The organism is Streptomyces sp. TRM64462 (assembly GCF_013362995.1).
Classification (GTDB): Bacteria; Actinomycetota; Actinomycetes; order Streptomycetales; family Streptomycetaceae; genus Streptomyces.
On record NZ_JABWDV010000177.1, the window covers coordinates 1 to 20,003 of the forward strand.

Consider the following 20,003-nt stretch of genomic DNA (forward strand, 5'->3'; position numbering starts at 1 on the left):
GGTCCCCCCTGCTCGAAGAGCTTGGGGGAGATTGAGGAGCGGGGGTTCGGGGGCAGAGCCCCCCGATTCGGGAAGGGGCGGGATAGGGGACAAACACGCGCCGCCGCCCCCGTGGAGAGGTTCCACGGGGGCGGCGGCGTATCGGGGCGCGAGCGTCAGGCCTGGGCGGCTGTCAGGCTCGCGGGGCGGAGGTCGGTCCAGTGGGTCTCGACGTACTCCAGGCACGCCTCGCGCGCCTCGGGGCCGAAGACGGTGCGCCAGCCGGCCGGGACGTCCGCGAAGGACGGCCACAGCGAGTGCTGGTTCTCGTCGTTGACCAGGACCAGGAAGGTGCCCTGCGGGTCCTCGAACGGGTTGGTGCTCATGCGTTGTCACTCCTTGTCGAAAGTGCGGTGAACAGCTCCGACAGCGGCTGTTCGGGGTCGGCCGTCGCGGTCTGCAGCAGCCTCAGAAGTTCGTCGGCGAGCCGCCTCGCCTTCGCCGGGCCCAGCAGGTCCGTGGCGTGGATCAGCCCGCAGTGCACGGGGCCGTCACCCCGCGGCTCGTAGAAGCTGAGGGTGAGCCGGGCCCGGGCCGAGCCCGTGGGCACCGCCTCCAGGGAACCGATACCGCCCTCCAGCTCCTCCAGGTCCGCCTGCTCGTGGTGGATCACCATGACCTGCGGGCCCTCCGGGGCGAGCCCGGTCGCCCGGACCACCTCCTCGAAGGGGACCTCCTGGCGGTCCAGCGCGCTCAGCGTGGTCTCCCGGACGCGGGCCAGCAGCTCCGTGAACGCCGGGTCGCCCGCCGTGTCGGTGCGCAGCACAACGGTGTTGAAGAAGCAGCCCACCAGGTCGGCGAGCTGGTCGTCGGTGCGTCCGGCGACCATCGTACCGATGGGCAGGTCCGTGCCCGCGCCGTGGGCGGTGAGGACGGCGGCCAGCGCGGAGTGCAGCACCATGAACATGCTGGTGCCGGTCGACCGGGCCAGGTCGTCCACCGCCGCGTGCAGCTCCTCGTCGAGGACGAAGCCCGCGTATCCGGCGCCTCCGGCGGTCTGTGCGGTGCCGTCCTGCGGCAGGGCCAGTTCCGCCGGGGCGTCCTTGAGCGTCCGCCGCCAGTACGCCAGCTGCCGGCCGCCCCGGCTCTCCGGGTCGTCCAGGTCGCCCAGGACCTCGCGGGCCCAGCGGCCGTAGTCGGTGTACGTGACGGGCAGCGGCTCCCAGTCGGGCGCCCGGCCGTCGGCGCGGGCGGCGTACGCCGCCGTCAGGTCCCGGAACAGCGGGACCACCGACCACTCGTCGACCGCCAGGTAGTGCATCGACAGCAGCACCGCCTGCGCGCCGTCCGGCGCCGTCAGCAGGTGGGCCCGCAGCGGGGCCTCCCGCTCCAGGTCCGGGGCCTGCCCGGCCAGTTCGGTCAGGCGGGCGTCCAGGGCGTCCAGGTCCGCGCACTCCTCCACGCGCAGCGCCGGGGCGTCCGCGGTCCGGTGCAGGAGCAGGCCGTCGCGCTCCGCGAACGCCGTCCGCAGCGGCTCGTGCCGGGCCACCACGTCGGCCAGCGCGGCCGACAGGGCCTCCGCGGCCACTCCGCCGCCCGCGGCGCGCAGCACCAGCGCGTGGTCGAAGCCCGGCGCGCGGCGGTACGCGTCCCACTGCCGGCGCTGGACCGGCGCTGCCTGCGGCGGCTCAGTACGGTCTTCCGCGGGCCGCAGCGCCGGGCGGGCCGCCTCCGCGCCCTCCAGCTTGGCCGCGATGCCGGCCACGGTCAGCGCGTCGAAGACGTCCCGGATGCTCAGCTCCACCCCGAACTCGGCGCGGATCCGGCCCAGGAGCCGCATCGACGCCATGGAGTGGCCGCCGAGCGCGAAGAAGTTGTCGTGGACGCCCACCTTCTCCAGCTTCAGGATCTCGCAGAACAGCTCGGCGAGCTTCGCCTGCGTCTCCGTCGCCGGGGCAGCGTCGCCGGTCATCGCCGACCAGTCCGGCGCGGGCAGCGCCTTGCGGTCCAGCTTGCCGTTGGGCGTCAGCGGCAGCGGGCCGTCGAGCGGCACGACGAGCGCCGGGACCATGTACTCGGGCAGGACGCCCGCCACATGGGCGCGCAGCGCCTGGGGGTCCAGCGCTCCCGCGTCGGGCACCGCGTAGGCGACCAGGCGCACGATGTCGCCGTCCCGGTCGGGCAGCACGGCCGCCTGGGCGACCGCCGGGTGGGACACCAGCGCGGCCTCGATCTCGCCCAGTTCGATGCGGAAGCCCCGCACCTTCACCTGCGTGTCGACCCGGCCGAGGAAGTCCAGGTCGCCGTCGGCGCGCCAGCGGGCGCGGTCGCCGGTGCGGTACATGCGGCTGCCGGGCGGGCCGTACGGGTCGGCGACGAACCGCTCCGACGTGAGCCCCGGCTTGCCGAGGTAGCCGCGCGCGAGGCCGCGTCCGGAGACGTACAGCTCGCCGGCCACGCCGGGCGGCACCGGCCGCAGGTGCTCGTCGAGCACGTAGCAGCGGGTGTTGGGGTCCGGGCGGCCGATGGGCACCCGGCCGGAGGGCCGTCCGCCGTGGTCGCGGGAGCGCCACAGCGTGGAGTTGACGGTCGCCTCGGTGAGCCCGTACGCGCAGATGAGGTGCGCGGTGGTGCCGAAGCGCTCGAACAGGTCCGGCGGCACGGTCTCGGTGCCGACGAGGACGGTCGAGCCCTCGGGCAGGGTGCAGCCGGGCGGCAGGGCGGACACCAGGGACGGCGGCAGGATCATGTGGCTGATCCGCTGCTCGGCGAGGAAGTCCGTCAGCGCCGGTCCCGCGACCCGGGCCTCGTCGGTGATGAGGACGAGCCGGCCGCCGTGGCACAGGGCCATGGCCAGTTCGAAGACGAACACGTCGAACCCGATCGACGCGAACTGCAGGACGTGGCTGTCGCGTTCGAGGCCCATGCGGTCCACGGCGGTGGCGACCAGGCTGGAGATGCCCTCGTGGGGCACGACCACGCCCTTGGGGCGGCCGGTCGAGCCGGACGTGTAGATCACGTACGCGGCCTGGTCCAGCGCGGCCGCGCCGGCGTCGACGGCGGTGTCCGGCAGGGTGTCGAGCTCCGCGGCCACCGACGGCTCGTCGAGCAGGACGACGGGGACGCCCGGCACGGCCGGGATCTTCCCGGCGACCGGCTCGGTGCCGACCACCAGCGCCGCGCCCGAGTCCTCGATCATGTACATGAGGCGGTCGCCCGGGTGTGCCAGGTCCAGCGGGAGGAACGCCGCCCCCAGCTTCAGCGCGGCCAGCACCGCGGCCACCATGTCCACCGACCGGGGCACCGCCACGCCGACCACGCTCTCAGCGCCCACGCCGCGTGCGGCCAGCAGCCGGGCGAGCCGGTTGGCGCGGGCGTCGAGCTGGGCGTACGTCACCGACCGGGACCGGTCGACGACGGCGACCGCGTCGGGCCGCTCGGCCAGCCGCTCGGCGAACAGGGCCGGGAACGTGGCCTCGTCGACCTCGCGGGCGGTGGCGTTGAAGTCCTCCAGGACCAGCTCCCGCTCCCCGGAGGTCAGCACCCGTGCCTCCGAGACGGGCCGCTGCGGCGCGGCGACGACGGCCGCGACCAGCGCCCGCAGCCGCTCGCCGAGCCGCTCGGCGGTCTCCTGGTCGAACAGCTCCGTGGCGAACTCCAGGCGGCAGGTGAGGGAGTCGTCCCCGTCGCCGTCGAGGTACTCGGTGAAGCTGAAGACCAGGTCGAACTTGGCGGAGCTGATCCGGAACGGCACGTACTCCGCGCTCAGTCCGGGGAGTTCCAGCCCGTCGCCGGTGCGGGCGTGGTAGCCGACCATCACCTGGAAGAGCGGGTTGCGGGACAGCGACCGGGTCGGGTTGAGCTTCTCGACGACGGACTCGAACGGCACGTCGGCGTGCGAGAACGCCGCGAGGTCGGTCTCCCTGACGCGGGCGAGCAGCTCGGTGAAGCTCGGGTCGCCGCTCAGGTCGGTGCGCAGCACCAGCGTGTTGACGAAGAAGCCGACCAGATCGTCCAGCGCCTCGTCACCGCGCCCGGCGATGGGCGAGCCGAGGGGGATGTCCGTGCCGGCGCCCAGCCGGTGCAGCAGGGCGGCGACGGCGGCGTGCACCACCATGAACATGCTGGCGCCGGTCTCGCGGGCGAGCCGCCTCAGGCCCTCGTGGACCTCGGCGTCGAACGCGATGTCCAGCTCGGCACCCGAGAAGGAGGGGCCGGCCGGGCGCGGCCGGTCCAGTGGGAGCTCCAGCTCCTCCGGGGCGCCCTCCAGAGCCGTCCGCCAGTACGCGAGCTGGCGGGCGGCCAGGCTGTCCGGGTCCGCCGGGTCGCCGAGCAGCCGCTGCTGCCACAGGGCGTAGTCGGCGTACTGGACGGGCAGCGGCTCCCACTCCGGTGCCGTGCCGGAGACGCGCGCCTGGTAGGCGGCGGCCAGGTCCCGCAGGAACGGGCGGTCCGACCACTCGTCGGTCGTGATGTGGTGCAGCAGGAGGATCACGGCGTGGTCCTCGGGCGCCAGCTCCACGATCGTGGCGCGCAGGGGCAGTTCGGCGGCCAGGTCGAAGGGCCGGTTGACGGCCGCGTCGACGATGCGGGGCAGCTCGTCCTCCGCCGCCCGGACGTGCGAGACCTCCGGCCGGGCCTCCCCGGCGGGCAGGACCCGCTGGAACACCTGGCCGTCCCGCTGGGCGAACACGGTGCGCAGGGCCTCGTGCCGGTCGGTCACATCGGCCAGCGCCGCGGCCCACGCGTCGCGGTCGAGGGCGCCGCGCAGCCGCATGACCAGGGGGAAGTTGTACGCGGCCGATGTGCACTCGATCTGCTGGACGACCCACAGCCGCTGCTGGGCGTGGGAGAGCGGCAGCTCGTCGGGCCGCTCGCCGGCCGTGAGCGCCGGGCGTGCGGCGCCGCCGGAGCGGTCGGCGCGTTCGACGAGTTCGGCGACGGTGGGCGCCTCGAACAGGTCCCGGATGGCCAGTTCGGCGTCGAGGGCCGTGCGGGCGCGGCTGACCAGGCGGGTGGCCAGGAGGGAGTGGCCGCCCAGCTCGAAGAAGTCGCTGTCGATGCCGACGCTGCCCTCCGGCAGGCCCAGCACCTCAGCGAACAGGGCGCAGAGGGTCTCCTCGCGCGGGGTGCGCGGGGCGCGGCTGGTGCCCGTGCCGGCGAAGTCGGGGGCGGGCAGGGCCCGTACGTCCAGCTTGCCGTTCACGGTCAGCGGCAGGGTCTCCACGGCGACGAGCGCGGACGGGACCATGTAGTCGGGCAGGCCCGCCTTCAGGTGGTCGCGCAGCGCCTGGAGCAGTTCCTCGCCCGCGTCCGCGTCGCCGGACTCGGGTACGAAGTACCCGACCAGGCGCTTGGTGCCGGTCGTCTCGTGCACGACCACGGCCGCGTGCGCGACGTCGGGGTGCGCGGACAGGGCCGTGGCGATCTCGCCCAGCTCGATCCGGTAGCCGCGGATCTTGACCTGGTCGTCGGTGCGGCCGAGGAAGTCCAGCAGTCCGTCCGGGCGCTGCCGTACGAGGTCGCCCGTGCGGTACATGCGCTCGCCGGGCTCCCCGAACGGGTCGGCGACGAACCGCTCGGCGGTCAGTCCCGGCCGGTCGTGGTAGCCGCGGGCGAGGCCGGTGCCGGCGATGTACAGCTCGCCGGGGCAGCCCGGCGGGACCGGCCGCAGCATCGCGTCCAGCACGTAGGCGCGGGTGTTGCGGATCGGCATGCCGACGGTCGGGGTCGCGCTGTCGGTGGTGGACCCGCCGAGGGTGTTGATCGTGTACTCGGTCGGCCCGTACAGGTTGTAGCCGTAGGTGCGGTCGGTGCGGCGCAGCTTCGTCCACACGGTGTCGGACACGGCCTCGCCGCCGAGCAGGACCAGGGCCGGCCGGTGCTTCCCGGTGGCCTCGTCGTGGTCGAGGAGGCCCTCCTCGATGAGGAGCTGGGCGTAGGTGGGCGTGACGTTGACGACGTCGACGCGGTGCCGGTCGCAGTAGGCGACCAGGGCCTCGGCGTCGCGGCGGAGTTCCTCGTCGCAGACGTGGACCTCGTGTCCCTCGACGAGCCAGAGCAGTTCCTCCCAGGACATGTCGAAGGCGAAGGACACGGTGTGCGCGATGCGCAGGCGCCGGCCTCCGGCCGAGGCGATGGCCGGGTCGAAGATCTCCTTCTGGTGGTTGAGCTGCATGTTCGTCAGGCCCCGGTACGGGGTGACGACGCCCTTGGGGCGGCCGGTCGAGCCGGAGGTGTAGATGACGTACGCCGGATGCTCCAGGCGGTCCGGCACGCCGTGGGCGAACGCGGGCCGCTCGGCGTCCGTGAGGTCGCCGCCGTCCAGGCCGGCCAGCTCGGCCGCCACGGCCTCGTCGTCCAGCAGGAGTTCGGGCGCTGCGGGCCGGCCGGTGCCGTCCCGCAGGGTGGGGGCGACGGCCGTCGTGGAGACCAGGCACAGCGGGCCGGTGTCCTCGGCCATGAGCCGCAGCCGGTCGGCCGGGTGGTCCAGGTCGAGCGGCAGGTAGGCGGCGCCGGTGCGCAGGACGGCGAACAGCGCGGCCACCATGTCGATGGAGCGGGGCAGCGCCAGCGCGACGACCTTCTCAGGACCGGCGCCCCGGGCGAGCAGCAGCCGGGCGAGCCGGTTGATGTGCGCGTCGAGTTCCGCGTACGTGAGGGCGCGCTCGCCGAAGACCAGCGCGACCGCGTCCGGGGTGCGGGCGACCTGGGTGGTGAGCAGGTCGGCGATGGTGTCGTCCGGCAGGGGCTCGCGGCTGCCGGCCCACTCGGCCGTCAGGGCCGCGCGCTCGCACGGCAGCAGCAGGTCCACACCGACGGTGCGGGCTGAGGCGGCGTCGGGGGCGGCCAGGGCCTCGGCGATCCGCTCCAGGATCTGCTCGAACCGGGCGAGGATCGTGGTGGCGGCGTCGGCGTCGAACAGGTCGGGCCGGGCCGCCAGGGTGATCCGCAGCCGCGTCTCGGGCGTGACGATCAGGGTGAGCGGGAAGTGGGTGCCGTCCACGTTCGACACGTCGGTGATGCCGTGGCGCTGGCGCAGCGCGGCGGCACGGTCCTCGCCGTCGGCCGAGCGGAGCACGAACAGCGTGTCGAAGAGGCGGCGGTGGCCGGTCTCCTGCTGGAGGGTGCCGAGGCCGACGTATTCGTACGGCATGACGGCGGCGCGCTCGGACTGCATCCGCCGCAGCAGGTCGAGCAGCGGCTCGTCCGGGGCGAAGGAGACCCTGGCGGGGATGGTGTTGAGGAACATGCCGATGATGCCGGCGACGTTCGGGACGTCGGCGGGCCGTCCGGCGACCGCGGTGCCGAAGGCCACGTCGCCGCGGCCGGTCATGGCGGAGAGGACCAGGCCCCAGGCGGCGTTGAGGACGGTGTTCAGGGTGAGCCCGTGGCGCCGTGCCAGGGTGCGCAGCCGGTCGCTGGTGTCCTGGGTGAGGGTGATGTCGTGGTCGGCGGGGATCACGGGGCCTGCGTCGCGGCCCGTCGGGGCGACCAGGGTCGGCTCGTCGAACCCGGCCAGCGCCTCGCGCCAGGCGGCGGTGGCCTGCTCCGTGTCCTGGCCGTCCAGCCAGGCGAGGTAGTCGCGGTACGAGCCGGCGGCGGGCAGGCCGGTGGTGTCACCGGCCCGCTCGTACAGGGTGAACAGCTCTTCCAGGAACAGCCATGCGGACCAGCCGTCCCAGAGGATGAGGTGGTGGGTGACGACGAGCCGGTCGCGGCCGTCGCCGAGCCGGATCAGCCGGAGCCGGCACAGCGGTGGGGCGGACAGGTCGAAGCGCTGCCGCCGGTCGGCCGCCAGCAGCTCCTCCACGCGGGAGCGCCGCTCCTCGGCGGACAGCCCGGACAGGTCGGTCTCCACGAGCGGGATCTCCGCGCCGTCCGCGATGAACTGCACGGGGCGGGGCAGCCCGTCGCTGGTGAAGGCCGCGCGCAGGCTGGTGTTGCGCTCCAGCAGGGCCCGGCAGGCGGCGCGCAGGCGGTCGGCGTCGAGGCGGTGGTCGAAGTCCAGGGTCTCCTGGGAGAGGTAGACGTCGAGGGCGTCGCCCGCGTCGTAGGTGGCGTGGAAGTACATGCCCTCCTGGAGCGGGGAGAGCGGCCAGATGTCCGCGACGGGCAGCCCGGCGGCGGCCTCGACGCGGGCGGTCTCCTCCGGTGTCAGCTCCAGTCCGCCGAGCGGCGCGGCCTGGGCGGGCTCCTCCTGCGGCCGCGGGGTGGTGCCTGCGGCGGAGGTGAGCTGGGCGAGGAGTGCCTGCAGGGCGGGGTCGACCGCGGCGCCGGACTGCTGCTGCTGCGCGAGCATCGCCTGGAGGGCGGCGGCGGCCTGCCCGGCGTCGGCGGCGGAGACGGTCACGCCGTCGGCGGGCGCCTCGGCGGGCGTCTTGGCGGGAGCGTCGGCGGCGGTCTCGTCCTGAGCGGCTGCGGCGGCGAGCGCGGCGGGCGTCCGGTGCTCGAACACGTCACGCGGGCTGATCGTCAGTCCCCTTTCGCGGGCCTGGGTGACGACGGCGATCGAGGTGAGGCTGTCGCCGCCGAGCACGAAGAAGTCGTCGTCGGCGCCGATCCCCGGCATGCCGAGGACGGCGGTGAAGATCTCGCACAGGGCCTGCTCCCGCTCGTCGCGGGGCGCGCGTCCGCCGCCCCGGGGGGCGACGGACGGCGACGGCAGGGCGTTCTGGTCGAGCTTGCCGCTGGGTGTCAGCGGCAGGGCGTCGAGGGTCACGACGGCGCCGGGCACCATGGTGGCGGGCAGCGCGTCCGCCAGCGCCTCGCGCAGGGCGTCGGCATCGAGCGGGGCGTCCGCCGGGACCGCGTAGCCGACGAGTGCGCCGTCCCGGACGATGACGGCCGCGCGGGCGACGCCCGGCAGACCGGCCAGGGCGGCCTCGATCTCGCCCAGCTCGATCCGGTTGCCGCGGATCTTCACCTGGCGGTCGGTGCGGCCCAGGTACTCGACAGCGCCGTCGGCGCGGCGGCGCACCAGGTCGCCGGTGCGGTACATGCGGGTGCCCGGCTCGCCGTACGGGTCGGCGACGAACCGTTCGGCGGTGAGGCCGTGCCGGTCGTGGTAGCCGCGCGCCAGCTGCACGCCGGCGAGGTAGAGCTCTCCCGGCACGCCGTCAGGGACGGGGCGCAGGAAGGAGTCCAGCACGTACAGGCGGGTGTTCCACACGGGGCGGCCGATGGGAACGGCGAGCTCGTCCCCGCCCTCGTACGGGAAGTACGTGACGTCGACGGCGGCCTCGGTGGGGCCGTACAGGTTGTGCAGCGGCACGGGGCCGCGCCCGTGGCGGGACGTCAGTTCGGTCCAGCGCCGCGCGTCCGGGCCCGTCAGCGCCTCGCCGCTGCAGAACACCCGGCGCAGGCTCGCCGCCCAGTCCGCGGCGTCGGCCGCAGCCATGACCTGGACGAACGCGGCCAGCATGGACGGCACGAAGTGCATCGTGGTGATCCGCTCGGCGCGGATCAGCTCGGCCAGGTAGGCCGGGTCGCGGTGGCCGTCGGGCCGGGCGAGGACGACGGTCGCGCCCTCGACGAGCGCCCAGAAGAACTCCCACACCGACACGTCGAAGCTGGACGGCGTCTTCTGGAGGATCCGGTCGTCGGGGACGAGCCCGTACTCGGCCTGCATCCAGGCGAGGCGGTTGACGATGGCCCGGTGCGTGACGGAGACGCCCTTCGGGCGGCCGGTGGAGCCGGAGGTGTAGATCAGGTACGCGGGGTGGTCGGGGCCTGCCTGCACGAAGGCGGGCGCGGCGGAAACCGCGGGCACGGCGGGCGGGTCCTCGTCCCGGTCGACGACGACCCGTTCGAGGCCCGGTACCTCGGGCAGCCGCGCGGCCGCGTCGGCCGTCGTGACGACCGTGCGGGCCCCGGAGTCGGTCAGCATGAACGCGACCCGGTCGGCCGGGTAGTCCAGGTCGACGGGCAGGTAGGCGGCGCCCGCCTTGTGGACGGCGAGCAGCGCGACCATCAGCTCCGCCGAGCGGGGCACCGCGACCGCGACGAACCGCTCGGGGCCGGCGCCGCGCGCCCGCAGCCGCCTGGCCAGGGCCTCGGCGCTCCGGTCGAGTTCCGCGTAGGACAGGGTGGTGCCCTCGAAGACGACGGCGGGCGCGTCCGGGGTGCGGGCGACCTGGGCGGCGAACAGGGAGGCGAGCGTCGCGTCCGGGTCGGGCAGCCGGTGCGCGGTGGCGTTCAGCTCGGTCAGGCGCTCCCGCTCCCGCCGGGACAGCAGGTCGACCTGTGCGACCGGGCGGTCCGGGTCGGCGACGAGGGTGCGCAGCAGCGCCTGGAAGCGGTCGGCGAGGGCGGTGACGGGTGTCCGGCCGAGCCGCGCCGCGTCGTACTTGAAGCGCAGCGCGAGGTGTCCGTCGTGCGGCTCGACGATCAGCGCGAGCGGGTAGTGGACGGCGTCGAACACCTCGGCGCCGGTCACGAGCCGCGTACCGGACTCGCTGTCGGCGGGGTGGTCGCCGGTGGGGTAGTTCTCGAAGACGACGAGGGTGTCGAAGAGTTCACCGCCGCCGGGTCCGGCGGATCCGCCCGCGAGGCGCTGGATCTCGGCGAGCCCGAGGTGCTGGTGGTCCAGCAGTGCCGCGTGCTCGTCCTGGAGGCGCCGGAGCAGTTCGGCCAGGGTGTCCCCGGCGCGCAGGGTGACGCGGGCGGGCAGCGTGTTGATGAACAGGCCGACGGCCGTGTCCAGGCCCGGGACCTCGGTGGTGCGGCCGGACACGGTGGTGCCGAAGACCACGTCTCCGCTGCCGGTCAGGCCGCTCAGCAGGAGGGCCCAGGCGCCGTGGACGATCGTGCCCAGGGTGAGCCCGTGCGTACGGGCGCGGGCCGTGAGGGAGGCGGTGAGCGCCTCGGGCAGCGTGACGTCGACGTGCTCGGGCCGCGCGGGCGCCGTGCCGTCCGACGGCTCCGTGAGGAGGGCGTCCGGCAGGCGGGTCGGCTCGTCGAGCCCGGCCAGGGCGTGCCGCCAGGCGTCGCGGGCGGCGTCGCGGTCGCGGCAGGCCAGCCAGGTCAGGTACGGCTCGGGTGCGGGCGGCGCTGGGAGGGTGTCGCCCTGGTAGGCGGCGGTCAGCTCGCGCAGCAGCACGGACACGGACCAGCCGTCCGCGATGATGTGGTGCAGGGTGAGCAGCAGCCGGTGGCGCTGCCCGTCCCGGACGAGCGTGGCCCGCATGAGCGGTGGCCGAGCGAGGTCGAAGCCTTCGGCGCGGTCCTGGTGCAGGATCGCCTTCAGGGTCGTGTGCTCGGTGGTGGCCTCGCGCCACGGCAGGGTCACGTGGTCGGCGATCCGCTGGACGACGCTGCCGTCGGGGAGCTGGCGGAAGGCGGCGCGCAGCAGCGCGTGCCGGTCCAGCAGCGTCTGCAGGGCCTGGCGCAGCCGGTCGGGGGCGACGGTGCCGTCGAGGTCCAGGAGTTCCTGGACGAGGTACAGGTCGCCGGCCTGCTCGTCGAACGCGGCGTGGAAGAAGAAGCCCTCCTGGAGCGGCGAGACGGGCAGGGCGTCCGCGTCGAGTTCCGCCACGGGTGCCGCGACCCGGTGGGCCTCACCCGCGACTCTGGCGAGTGCCGCCACCGTGCGCTGCCGGAACACGTCGCGGGGGGTGAGGGCGAGCCCGGCATCGCGGGCGCGGTTCACCAGCTGGATGGCGACGATGCTGTCGCCGCCCAGTTCGAAGAAGCTGTCGTGGACGCCCACCGACGGCAGGCCGAGGACGTCCGCGAAGAGTGTGGCGAGCGCGGTCTCGGCGGGTGTGGTGGGCGCGTCGCCGCCGGTCATCGCGGTCCACCGGGGTTCGGGCAGTGCGCGGGCGTCGAGCTTGCCGTTCGGGGTGAGCGGCAGCGGCCCGTCGAGGCGTACGAGGGCGGACGGCACCATGTAGTCGGGCAGTGACTCGGCGACCCGGCTGCGGGCGTCCGCCACGGCGGCGTCGGCGTCCGCGCCGGTCCCGGCCACGACGTACGCGACGAGGCGCTTGGCCTTCCGGTGGTCCTCGCGCACGAGGACGGCGGCCTGGGCGATGCCGGGGCAGGCCATGAAGGCGCTCTCGACCTCGCCGGGCTCGATGCGGTGGCCGCGGATCTTGATCTGGCCGTCGGCGCGGCCGAGGAACTCCAGGTTGCCGTCGGCGCCCCAGCGGACGCGGTCGCCCGTGCGGTACATCCGGGCACCGGGCTCGTCGGCGTACGGGTCGGCGACGAAGCGCTCGGCGGTGAGGCCGGGGCGGCCCAGGTAGCCGCGGGCGAGGCCGCGCCCGGCGACGTACAGCTCGCCGTCGGCGCCGACCGGCACGGGGCGGAGTGCCGAGTCGAGGACGTACGTGCGGGTGTTGGGGTCGGGGCGGCCGATGGGCGCGGCGCCGGGTCGCTCGGGGTCGGCGAGCCACAGGGTGGAGTTGACGGTCGCCTCGGTGAGGCCGTACGCGACGACGACCCGCAGCCGGTCCGACCAGCGGGCGATCAGCTCGCTCGGGACGGCCTCGGTGCCGACGATCAGCACGGCGCCTTCGGGGAGTTCGCAGTCCTGCGGGAGCGCCGAGACGAGTGACGGCGGCAGGATCATGTGGGTGGCGCGGTGGCGCCCGATGTAGTCGGTGAGGGCCGGGCCCGCGACCCTGCGCTCGGTCGGCACGACGATGATCCGGCCGCCGACGCACAGCGACATGATCAGGTCCCAGACCGTCACGTCGAAGCCGACGGACGCGAACTGCACGACCCGGCTGCCGGCGGTGACGCCGATGCGTTCGGTGGCGGTGGCGACGAGGCTGCCGACGCCGTCGTGGGAGACGACGACGCCCTTGGGGCGGCCGGTGGAGCCCGAGGTGTAGATGACGTACGCGGCCTGGGCCAGAGCGATCGGCAGGCCCGGGTCGGAGGGGTCCTGCGCGGCCAGGCCGGCGGTCGTGGACGGGGCGTCGAGGAGGAGGCGGGTGACGCCGGGGGCGTCCGGCAGGGCGCCGGACAGTTCGCCGGTGGTGACGACGGTGCGGGCCCCGGAGTCGTCCAGCATGTAGGCGATGCGGTCCTGCGGGTGGTCGGCGTCGAGGGGCAGGTACGCGGCCCCGGCCTTCATCACGGCGAGCAGGGAGACGACGAGTTCGGGTGAGCGGGGCACGGCCACGCCGACGACGTCCTCGGCGCGCACGCCGCGCGCGGTGAGGAGGCGGGCGAGGCGGTTGGCGGCGGCGTTGAGCTGGCCGTACGTCAGCTCGCGGTCCTCGCAGACCAGCGCGACCGCGTCGGGGTCGCGCCTCACCTGCTGCTCGAAGGCGGCCGGCCAGGACAGTTCGGGTGCGTCGCACGGGGAGACGCCGAACTCGCCGAGCAGTCGGCCGCGCTCGTCGGCGGAGGTCAGCTCGATCCGGCCGACGGGCCGGTCCAGGCCGTCGGCGAGCGCTTCCAGTACGGCGAGGAAGCGGACCTCGTGGACGCGCAGGGCCTCCTCGTCGCAGACGGCGGCGTCCGCGTCGAGGTGGAGGCGGAGGCCTCGGCCGCCGTCGGCCTCCGCGACGCTGACGGCCAGGTCACTGACCGGGCCGAGCCAGACCGGGTCGAGGTGGGTGGTGTGACCGGCGAACCGCAGGCCGCCGCCGCGGGGCAGGACGTTGACGGTCGGGCCGACCAGCTCGTGGACGCCGTCGGGCAGGCCCAGTTCCCTGGCGAGGTCCTCGGCGCGGTAGCGGCCGTGGGTGACGGCGTCGTCGATCTCGCGGCCTATGCGGTCGAGGAGTTCGGCGCCGGTCGTGCCCGGGCGGACGGTCACGCGCAGCGGGACGATGTTGGACACCATGCCGGGTGTGGTGACGGACACGCCGTCCTTGCGGGCGGCGATGGGGAGGCCGAGCACGAGGTCCTGCTCGCCGCTGGTGCGGTGCAGGTAGGCGGCGACGGCGGCGATGAGGAGGCGGGAGGTGCGGACGCCCGCGCGTGCGGCGGCGGCGTTCAGCCGGTCGGTGCGGGCGGGCGGCAGCTCGACGGTGCGGCGGAGGCGGCGCGTCGTGGCCGACGTGGCGCGCTCGGTGAGGCGTACGGGCTCAGGGCGGTCGGCCAGGCGGTCCAGCCAGTACGCGCGGTCCCGCTCGTGCTGTGCGGAGGCGCGGTAGGCGTGGTCGTCGTCGACGAGCCGGGTGAGCGCCCAGTCGACGGGGGCGGGCCGGCGGCCCTCCACGGCGGCGGTGTAGATCTCGCCGGCGCGGCGGGTGATGAGGGCGACGCCCATGCCGTCGACGGCGATGTGGTGGTAGCGCTGGTACCAGAGGACGCGGTCGTCGGCGATGCGCAGCAGGGCCTGCGCGTGCAGCGGGTCGGCCGCGAGGTCGACGGGACGGTCGCGGTCGGCGGCCATCCAGTCGGCGGCGGCCTGCTCGGGGTCCTGGGCGTCGCGCAGGTCGACCGTGGGGACGCCGACAGCGGCCGCGGTGGGCGTCTGGACGGCGCCGCCGTCGGCCGGGGTGACGCTGACGTGCAGGCACTCGGCCTCGGTCACCGCCTGGCGTACGGCGGTGGTGAGCCGGCCGAGGTCGATGACGCCGCCGTTCAGGTCCAGGACGAAGACGATGTTGAAGGCGGTGCTGTCGGGCTCGATCTGCTGGGCGAGCCAGACGCCCTTCTGGCCGCCCGTGACGGGTATCCCGGAAGCGGACGTCCGGTCCGACTCGACGTCAAACATCGTGCGAAAGGGCCTTTCCCTGGTGGTGCGTCAGTGATGGGGGAGGAGAGCGGGTGTGTACCGCACGGCGTGCGTCCCGCCCGTCCGCAGGGCCGGTGGCGGACGGGCGGGACGCACAGTCGGGGTGCCGACGCCTACTTGATGTCCGCCAGCAGCGGTTCGATCTGCTCGATCGCGTAGGGGATCGACAGGACCGTGTTGAAGGAGAACGCGGCGCCGATGTCCGGGTCCTGGTACGGCACGAAGAGGTCGCGCTTCTCCTGGTGGACCTTCAGCTTCTTGTAGAGCGGCTCGGCCTTGATACGGTCGTTGGCCTCGGTGCTGGAGGTGACCCAGACGAGGCGGTCGACATCGAGGACGTTCAGCTTCTCGGCGCTCAGCTCGGCGACGTTCCAGCCGGGCTTGGCCATGGTGTCGATCTCGGGCTTCAGCTTGAAGCCGAGCTCGTTGAAGAAGATCGCCTTGGGGTCGGTCTTGGTGAACGCCGAGTACTTGCCGGCCTCGAAGCTGTCGGCCACGGCGACGGTCATCTTGGCGAACTCGGGGTGCTTGTCGCGGATGGCCTTGAAGCGGGTGTCCACGTCCGCGATCAGCTTCTCGGTCTCGGCGTCCTTGCCCAGCGCCTTGCCGATCTGCCGGGTCATGACCTGCCAGGGGGCGCCGTAGTCCGGGTGCTCCTTGGGCTGGGCGACGACCTTGGTGAACTTGGAGAGGGTGTCGTACTGCTCCTTCTTCATGCCCGAGTACTGGGCGACGACGAGGTCGGGCTTCAGCGCGGCGATCTTCTCGATGTTGTACTCGTCGCGCTCACCGACGATCTCGGGCTTCGTGCCGCCCCACTTGTCCTTGGCCCACGGCCACTTGCCGTACGGGTCCTCCTTGAACCAGTCGACCGCGCCGACCGGCTTGACGCCGAGCGCGAGGACGGCGTCCTGGTCCGACAGGCCGAGCGTGACGACCCGCTTCGGCTCCTTGTCGATCGTCGTGCTGCCGTACTTGTGGTCGACGGTCACCGGGAAGGCGGCGGACTTGTTCTCCGCGCTCGCGCCGGTCGAGGGCTTGGACTCGGCCTTCTTCTCGGCGCCGCCCCCACAGGCGGTCAGAGCGAGCGCGGCGACGGCGGCAACGGCCACACGGGGGACGTTTCTGACGAGCCGCGTCAGCGCGGGGCGTGTACCAGTGGACACGAAGGTTCCTTTCACGGGGGTTTCACTGTGCGTGCCCGATCCGCCGAGTACGACGGCGCTACCGGCGGGCAGGCGTGTGGGGGGCTCGGCCCGGGGCGTTCCGGGTGGCGGGGGGAGCGGTCAGAGGGCGGCGCTGCCGATCTCGTCGGCGACCGGCCGGGCCACGTCTCCGGTGTCCTTGAGGGCACCGGTGACGATCGAGTCCAGGATCTCGCCGACCCGGATCGCGGTGTTGGACAGCAGCGAGGAGGTGATGCCGTGGGTGTGCTCGGTGCCGCCCTGGAGGTAGATGCCGCAGCGCACGTTCGGGTCGGTCGCGACGCGGTAGTCGCGCTCGACGCGCAGACGGCCCTCGTCGTCGCGGTGGCAGTGCCGGGCCACGTCGCCGAGCAGGCCCAGCGGGTCGGCCTGGCGGTAGCCGGTGGCGTAGACCACGATGTCGGCGTCCAGGGTCGACGTCTCGCCGGTGACGAGGGACTTCACGCTGGCGCGTACCGCGTCGCCGGTGTCCTCGACGCCGGTGAGCCGGGACACGTTGATGAAGCGGAGGCGCTCGGTGCCGAGGACCTTCTCCTGGTACGCCTGGCGGTAGAGGTCGTCGATCAGGTCGATGTCCACCACGGAGTAGTTGGTGTTGCCGTGGTAGTCCATCAGCTTGCGCTTGATGTCCTCGGGCGCCGTGTAGTACTCGTCGACGGCGGCGGGGTCGAAGATGCGGTTGGCGAAGCTGCTGTCGTCGGCGGGGCTGTAGCCGTAGCGCGAGAAGACCGCGCAGACCTCGGCCTTGGGGAAGCGGCGGTGCAGGTAGGCCACGTTCTCGGCGGCGCTCTGGCCGGCGCCGACGACGACGAAGCGGCGCGGGTCGGTGCCCTCCAGGCCTTCGACCTTCGCGAGCAGCTCGGAGTTGTGCCACACGCGGTCGCTGCGCTCGACGCCCTCGGGCATGAGGGGGCGCAGTCCCGTGCCGATGACGAGGTTGCGGGCCCGGTGGACGACGAGCTCGGTGCCGGAGCGTGCCGTCACCTCCAGGTACTCGATCACGCCGTCCCTGACGACGGGCTCGACGGCGACGACCTCGTGCCCGTAGGACACCATGTCGTCGACCTTCGCGGCGGCCCACTCGAAGTAGTCGTGGAACTCGACCCGCAGCGGGAAGAGGTTCTTGTGGTTGACGAAGTCGATGAGCCGGCCCTTGCTCTGCAGGTAGCAGAGGAAGCTGTACTCGCTGGACGGGTTCCGCAGGGTCACGAGGTCCTTCAGGAAGGACACCTGCATGGTCGCGTCGTCGATGAGCATGCCGCGGTGCCAGCCGAAGCACGGCTGCCGCTCGAAGAAGTGCGCGGTGACCGCCTCCTGCCTGCCGACGCGGGCGTTGTGCTCGCTGAGCGCTATCGCCATGGCCACGTTGGACGGCCCGAAGCCGATACCTATGAGGTCGTGGACCAGAGGGGCGTCGCCAGGAAGAACCTGAGACATGTCACTCCCATCGTGCGGGACAGCGCCTGTGAGGCGTGGTGAGAACGAGACATCGGGCACGCCGGAACCGGCGACCGAGCGGAACTTAGGTAAAGCTAACCTGATCTGGCCAGGCTGTCGACGTGGGCAAAACGGGCAAATCGTTGATCACGCCACCAATCACCGTGGAATCGTGGCGTGTTGCACCGTTAGGTAAGCCTTGCTTTACTTGTCGCCGGTCATTCGCTCTCTTGAGGAGGAACCCCCATGCGGGTCGTCATGTTCGGTTATCAGACCTGGGGGCACCGCACCCTGCAAGCGCTCCTGGACTCCGAGCACGACGTGGTGATGGTCGTGACCCACCCCAAGAGCGAGCACGCCTACGAGAAGATCTGGAGCGACTCCGTCGCCGAGCTGGCCGAGGAGCACGGCGTCCCCGTGGTCATCCGCAACCGGCCGGACGACGAGGAGCTGTTCCAGCTCCTCAAGGAAGCCGACCCGGACATCATCGTGGCCAACAACTGGCGCACGTGGATCCCGCCCCGCGTCTACACCCTCCCCCGCCACGGCACGCTGAACGTCCACGACTCGCTGCTGCCCAAGTACGCCGGGTTCTCCCCCATCATCTGGGCCCTCATCAACGGCGAGTCCGAGGTCGGCGTGACCGCGCACATGATGGACGAGGTGCTCGACGCGGGCGACATCGTCCTGCAGCAGGCGGTCCCCGTCGGGCCGAAGGACACCGCGACCGACCTGTTCCACAAGACGGTCGACCTCATCGCCCCCGTCACCGTCGGCGCGCTCGACCGCATCGCCTCCGGCGAGACCGAGTTCACCCGGCAGGACCGCTCGCAGGCCAGCTTCTACCACAAGCGGTCCGAAGAGGACATCCGCGTCAACTGGGACTGGCCCGCCGACGCCCTGGAGCGCCTGGTCCGCGCCCAGTCCGCGCCGTACCCGGCGGCGTTCACCTTCCACAAGGGCAAGCGCCTCGAAATCCTCTCCGCCTTCGTGTCCGAGGGACGCTACGGCGGCACCCCCGGCCGCATCTTCTACCGCGAGGGCGACGGCGTGGTCGTCGTGGCCGGCGCCGACGCCCGCACGGGCCGCAACCACGGCCTGGCCATCACCCGCGTCCGCACCGAGGACGGCCGCGAACTGCCCGCGACCGAGTACTTCACCTCGATGGGCGGCTACCTCACCGGCCGCCCCTGACCACCGGGACCCGGAGTCGGCCGGCTCCGCGTCAGCGCACGGGCGAGGGCGCGGAGCGGTGCCGAGGATCTCGACGCGGCGGGACCTCTATGCCGGGGACGCCAGGCCGGGGTGGTCCTTGAGCAGCCTGGGCGGAGCCGCCTGGCGCCAGGAGTCGACGACGATCGCGCGGAGTTCGTCCGCGTCGTCGAGCGCGGCCAGCCGCACCCGCACCCAGGCGAAGGACGCCTCGTGGTCCGCGACCCAGAACTTCTCGGGCTCGGCGAGGACCAGCTCGCCGCGCTCCTCCTTCGGGCAGCGGACGGCCATCGACGTCTCGTCGTCGGGCAGGGTCAGGAACATCTTCCCGGCGACGCGGAAGGTGGGCATGGACCAGGCCTCCTTCTCGGTCGTCTCCGGCAGGGCGAGGGCGAGTTCGCGAACTTCGTCAGACGTGCACACGCTCCGACCGTACGACAGGCCACTGACATCGGGACGCGGCGCGGACGCGCGGACCGCCCGGGCGTAGGCTGCGCTCAGCACCGACACGGCGGGGGGCGTGGCACATGACGGCTGGGACGGCACAGCAGAGGTGGGCGTCGAGCCTCGATGCGGTCGTGGTGTACGCGCAGGGCGCCGTCTGCCGCCGGCTGGCCCGGGGCAGCGTGCCGCCGGACGGCCGGGTACGGGTGACGGGGCTCCCCCGCTCACTGGACCCCGGCTCCCTGCGGGCCCGTGTCCTCGGCGCCCCCGGGGTGCGCGTCACCGAGGCCCGGGTGGACGTCGAGGCGGAGCCGCTCGGCACGGGCCCCGGCACCGGTACGCCCCACGAGTGGGAGCGCGAGGTCGAGCGGCTGCGCGACGCGTACGCGGCGGCGCAGGGCCGCCGGGACCGGCAGATGAGCCTGATCGACGAGGTCAGGGCTCTGCAGCCGGTCCCGCCGGCCCGCAGGCGCGAGGACCCGCACCGCCGCACCCCCGCCGACGCGTGGCTGGAGCTCGCCGACTTCGTCGACGAGCGGCTGACGCGGCTGCACACACGCCTCGTCGAGCTGGAGGAGGCGCTGCGCCGCGCCGAGCACGAACTCACCGTCGCCGCGGACCGGCTCGCCCGCGCCTCCACCGACGCGCCCTCAGCGCACGTGCGGACCACGGTCTCCGCGGTCCTGACCCTCGACGGCACCCTCGACGGCACCGGCGACGCGGAGGCGGAGCTGGAGCTGGAGCTGGAGTACGGGGTGCCGGGCGCCGTCTGGGTGCCCGCCTACCGGCTCACCCACCGTCAGGGTGACGACAGCGGCCGGCTGGTGCTGCGCGCCTCGGTCGCGCAGCGCACCGGCGAGGACTGGGCCGGCGTGCGCATCGCCCTGGCGACCGCCGATCTGCGGCGCCGCACCGATCTGCCGAGGCTCCGCTCGGTCCGGATCGGACGCCGTCAGCCCGTCCCCGCGCCTTCGGGCTGGCGCGAGCCCCCGGCGGGGCTCGCCGACCTGTTCACCGGGTACGAC

Annotated in this window: 7 protein-coding genes; 2 read left to right on the top strand and 5 right to left on the bottom strand. The window is 73.5% G+C overall.

The features are described 5' to 3' along the window. Window positions 1-155 precede the first annotated feature (155 nt). The 4 genes from HTZ82_RS08275 to HTZ82_RS08290 all read right to left on the bottom strand — a co-directional run bounded on the left by HTZ82_RS08275 (window position 156) and on the right by HTZ82_RS08290 (window position 17,322). On the bottom strand, window positions 156-365 hold the full coding sequence (locus HTZ82_RS08275; RefSeq protein ID WP_175408647.1) for an MbtH family protein: 210 nt from the start codon (window positions 363-365) through the stop codon (window positions 156-158). Continuing rightward, entirely contained in the window at window positions 362-14,659 is a 14,298-nt protein-coding gene (locus tag HTZ82_RS08280) for a non-ribosomal peptide synthetase (protein ID WP_175408648.1), read from the bottom strand. The genes HTZ82_RS08275 and HTZ82_RS08280 overlap by 4 nt, the downstream gene beginning before the upstream one ends. A 134-nt stretch (window positions 14,660-14,793) precedes the next feature. After that, the gene (locus HTZ82_RS08285; protein ID WP_309235374.1) at window positions 14,794-15,846 is read right to left on the bottom strand and encodes an iron-siderophore ABC transporter substrate-binding protein; all 1,053 of its coding nucleotides are present in this window, start codon (window positions 15,844-15,846) and stop codon (window positions 14,794-14,796) included. A gap of 120 nt (window positions 15,847-15,966) precedes the next feature. Next, window positions 15,967-17,322 carry a lysine N(6)-hydroxylase/L-ornithine N(5)-oxygenase family protein gene (locus HTZ82_RS08290; protein ID WP_175408649.1) on the bottom strand — a complete coding sequence of 452 codons (1,356 nt, stop codon included), beginning with the start codon at window positions 17,320-17,322 and terminating at the stop codon, window positions 15,967-15,969. 246 nt (window positions 17,323-17,568) lie between these two features. Between HTZ82_RS08290 and HTZ82_RS08295 the strand changes: the two genes are divergently transcribed. After that, window positions 17,569-18,516 (top strand): methionyl-tRNA formyltransferase, encoded by a 948-nt coding sequence (locus HTZ82_RS08295; RefSeq protein WP_175408650.1) that lies wholly within the window; start codon window positions 17,569-17,571, stop codon window positions 18,514-18,516. 87 nt (window positions 18,517-18,603) lie between these two features. On the opposite strand, the gene HTZ82_RS08300 is transcribed toward HTZ82_RS08295, so the two are convergent. Next, on the bottom strand, window positions 18,604-18,957 hold the full coding sequence (locus HTZ82_RS08300; protein WP_175408651.1) for an MmcQ/YjbR family DNA-binding protein: 354 nt from the start codon (window positions 18,955-18,957) through the stop codon (window positions 18,604-18,606). A 104-nt stretch (window positions 18,958-19,061) separates the two neighbouring features. Here HTZ82_RS08300 and HTZ82_RS08305 point away from each other — a divergent pair. Beyond that, window positions 19,062-20,003, top strand: a 942-nt coding sequence (locus HTZ82_RS08305) for a DUF4139 domain-containing protein (RefSeq protein WP_175408652.1), incomplete at its 3' end; no start/stop codon positions are given.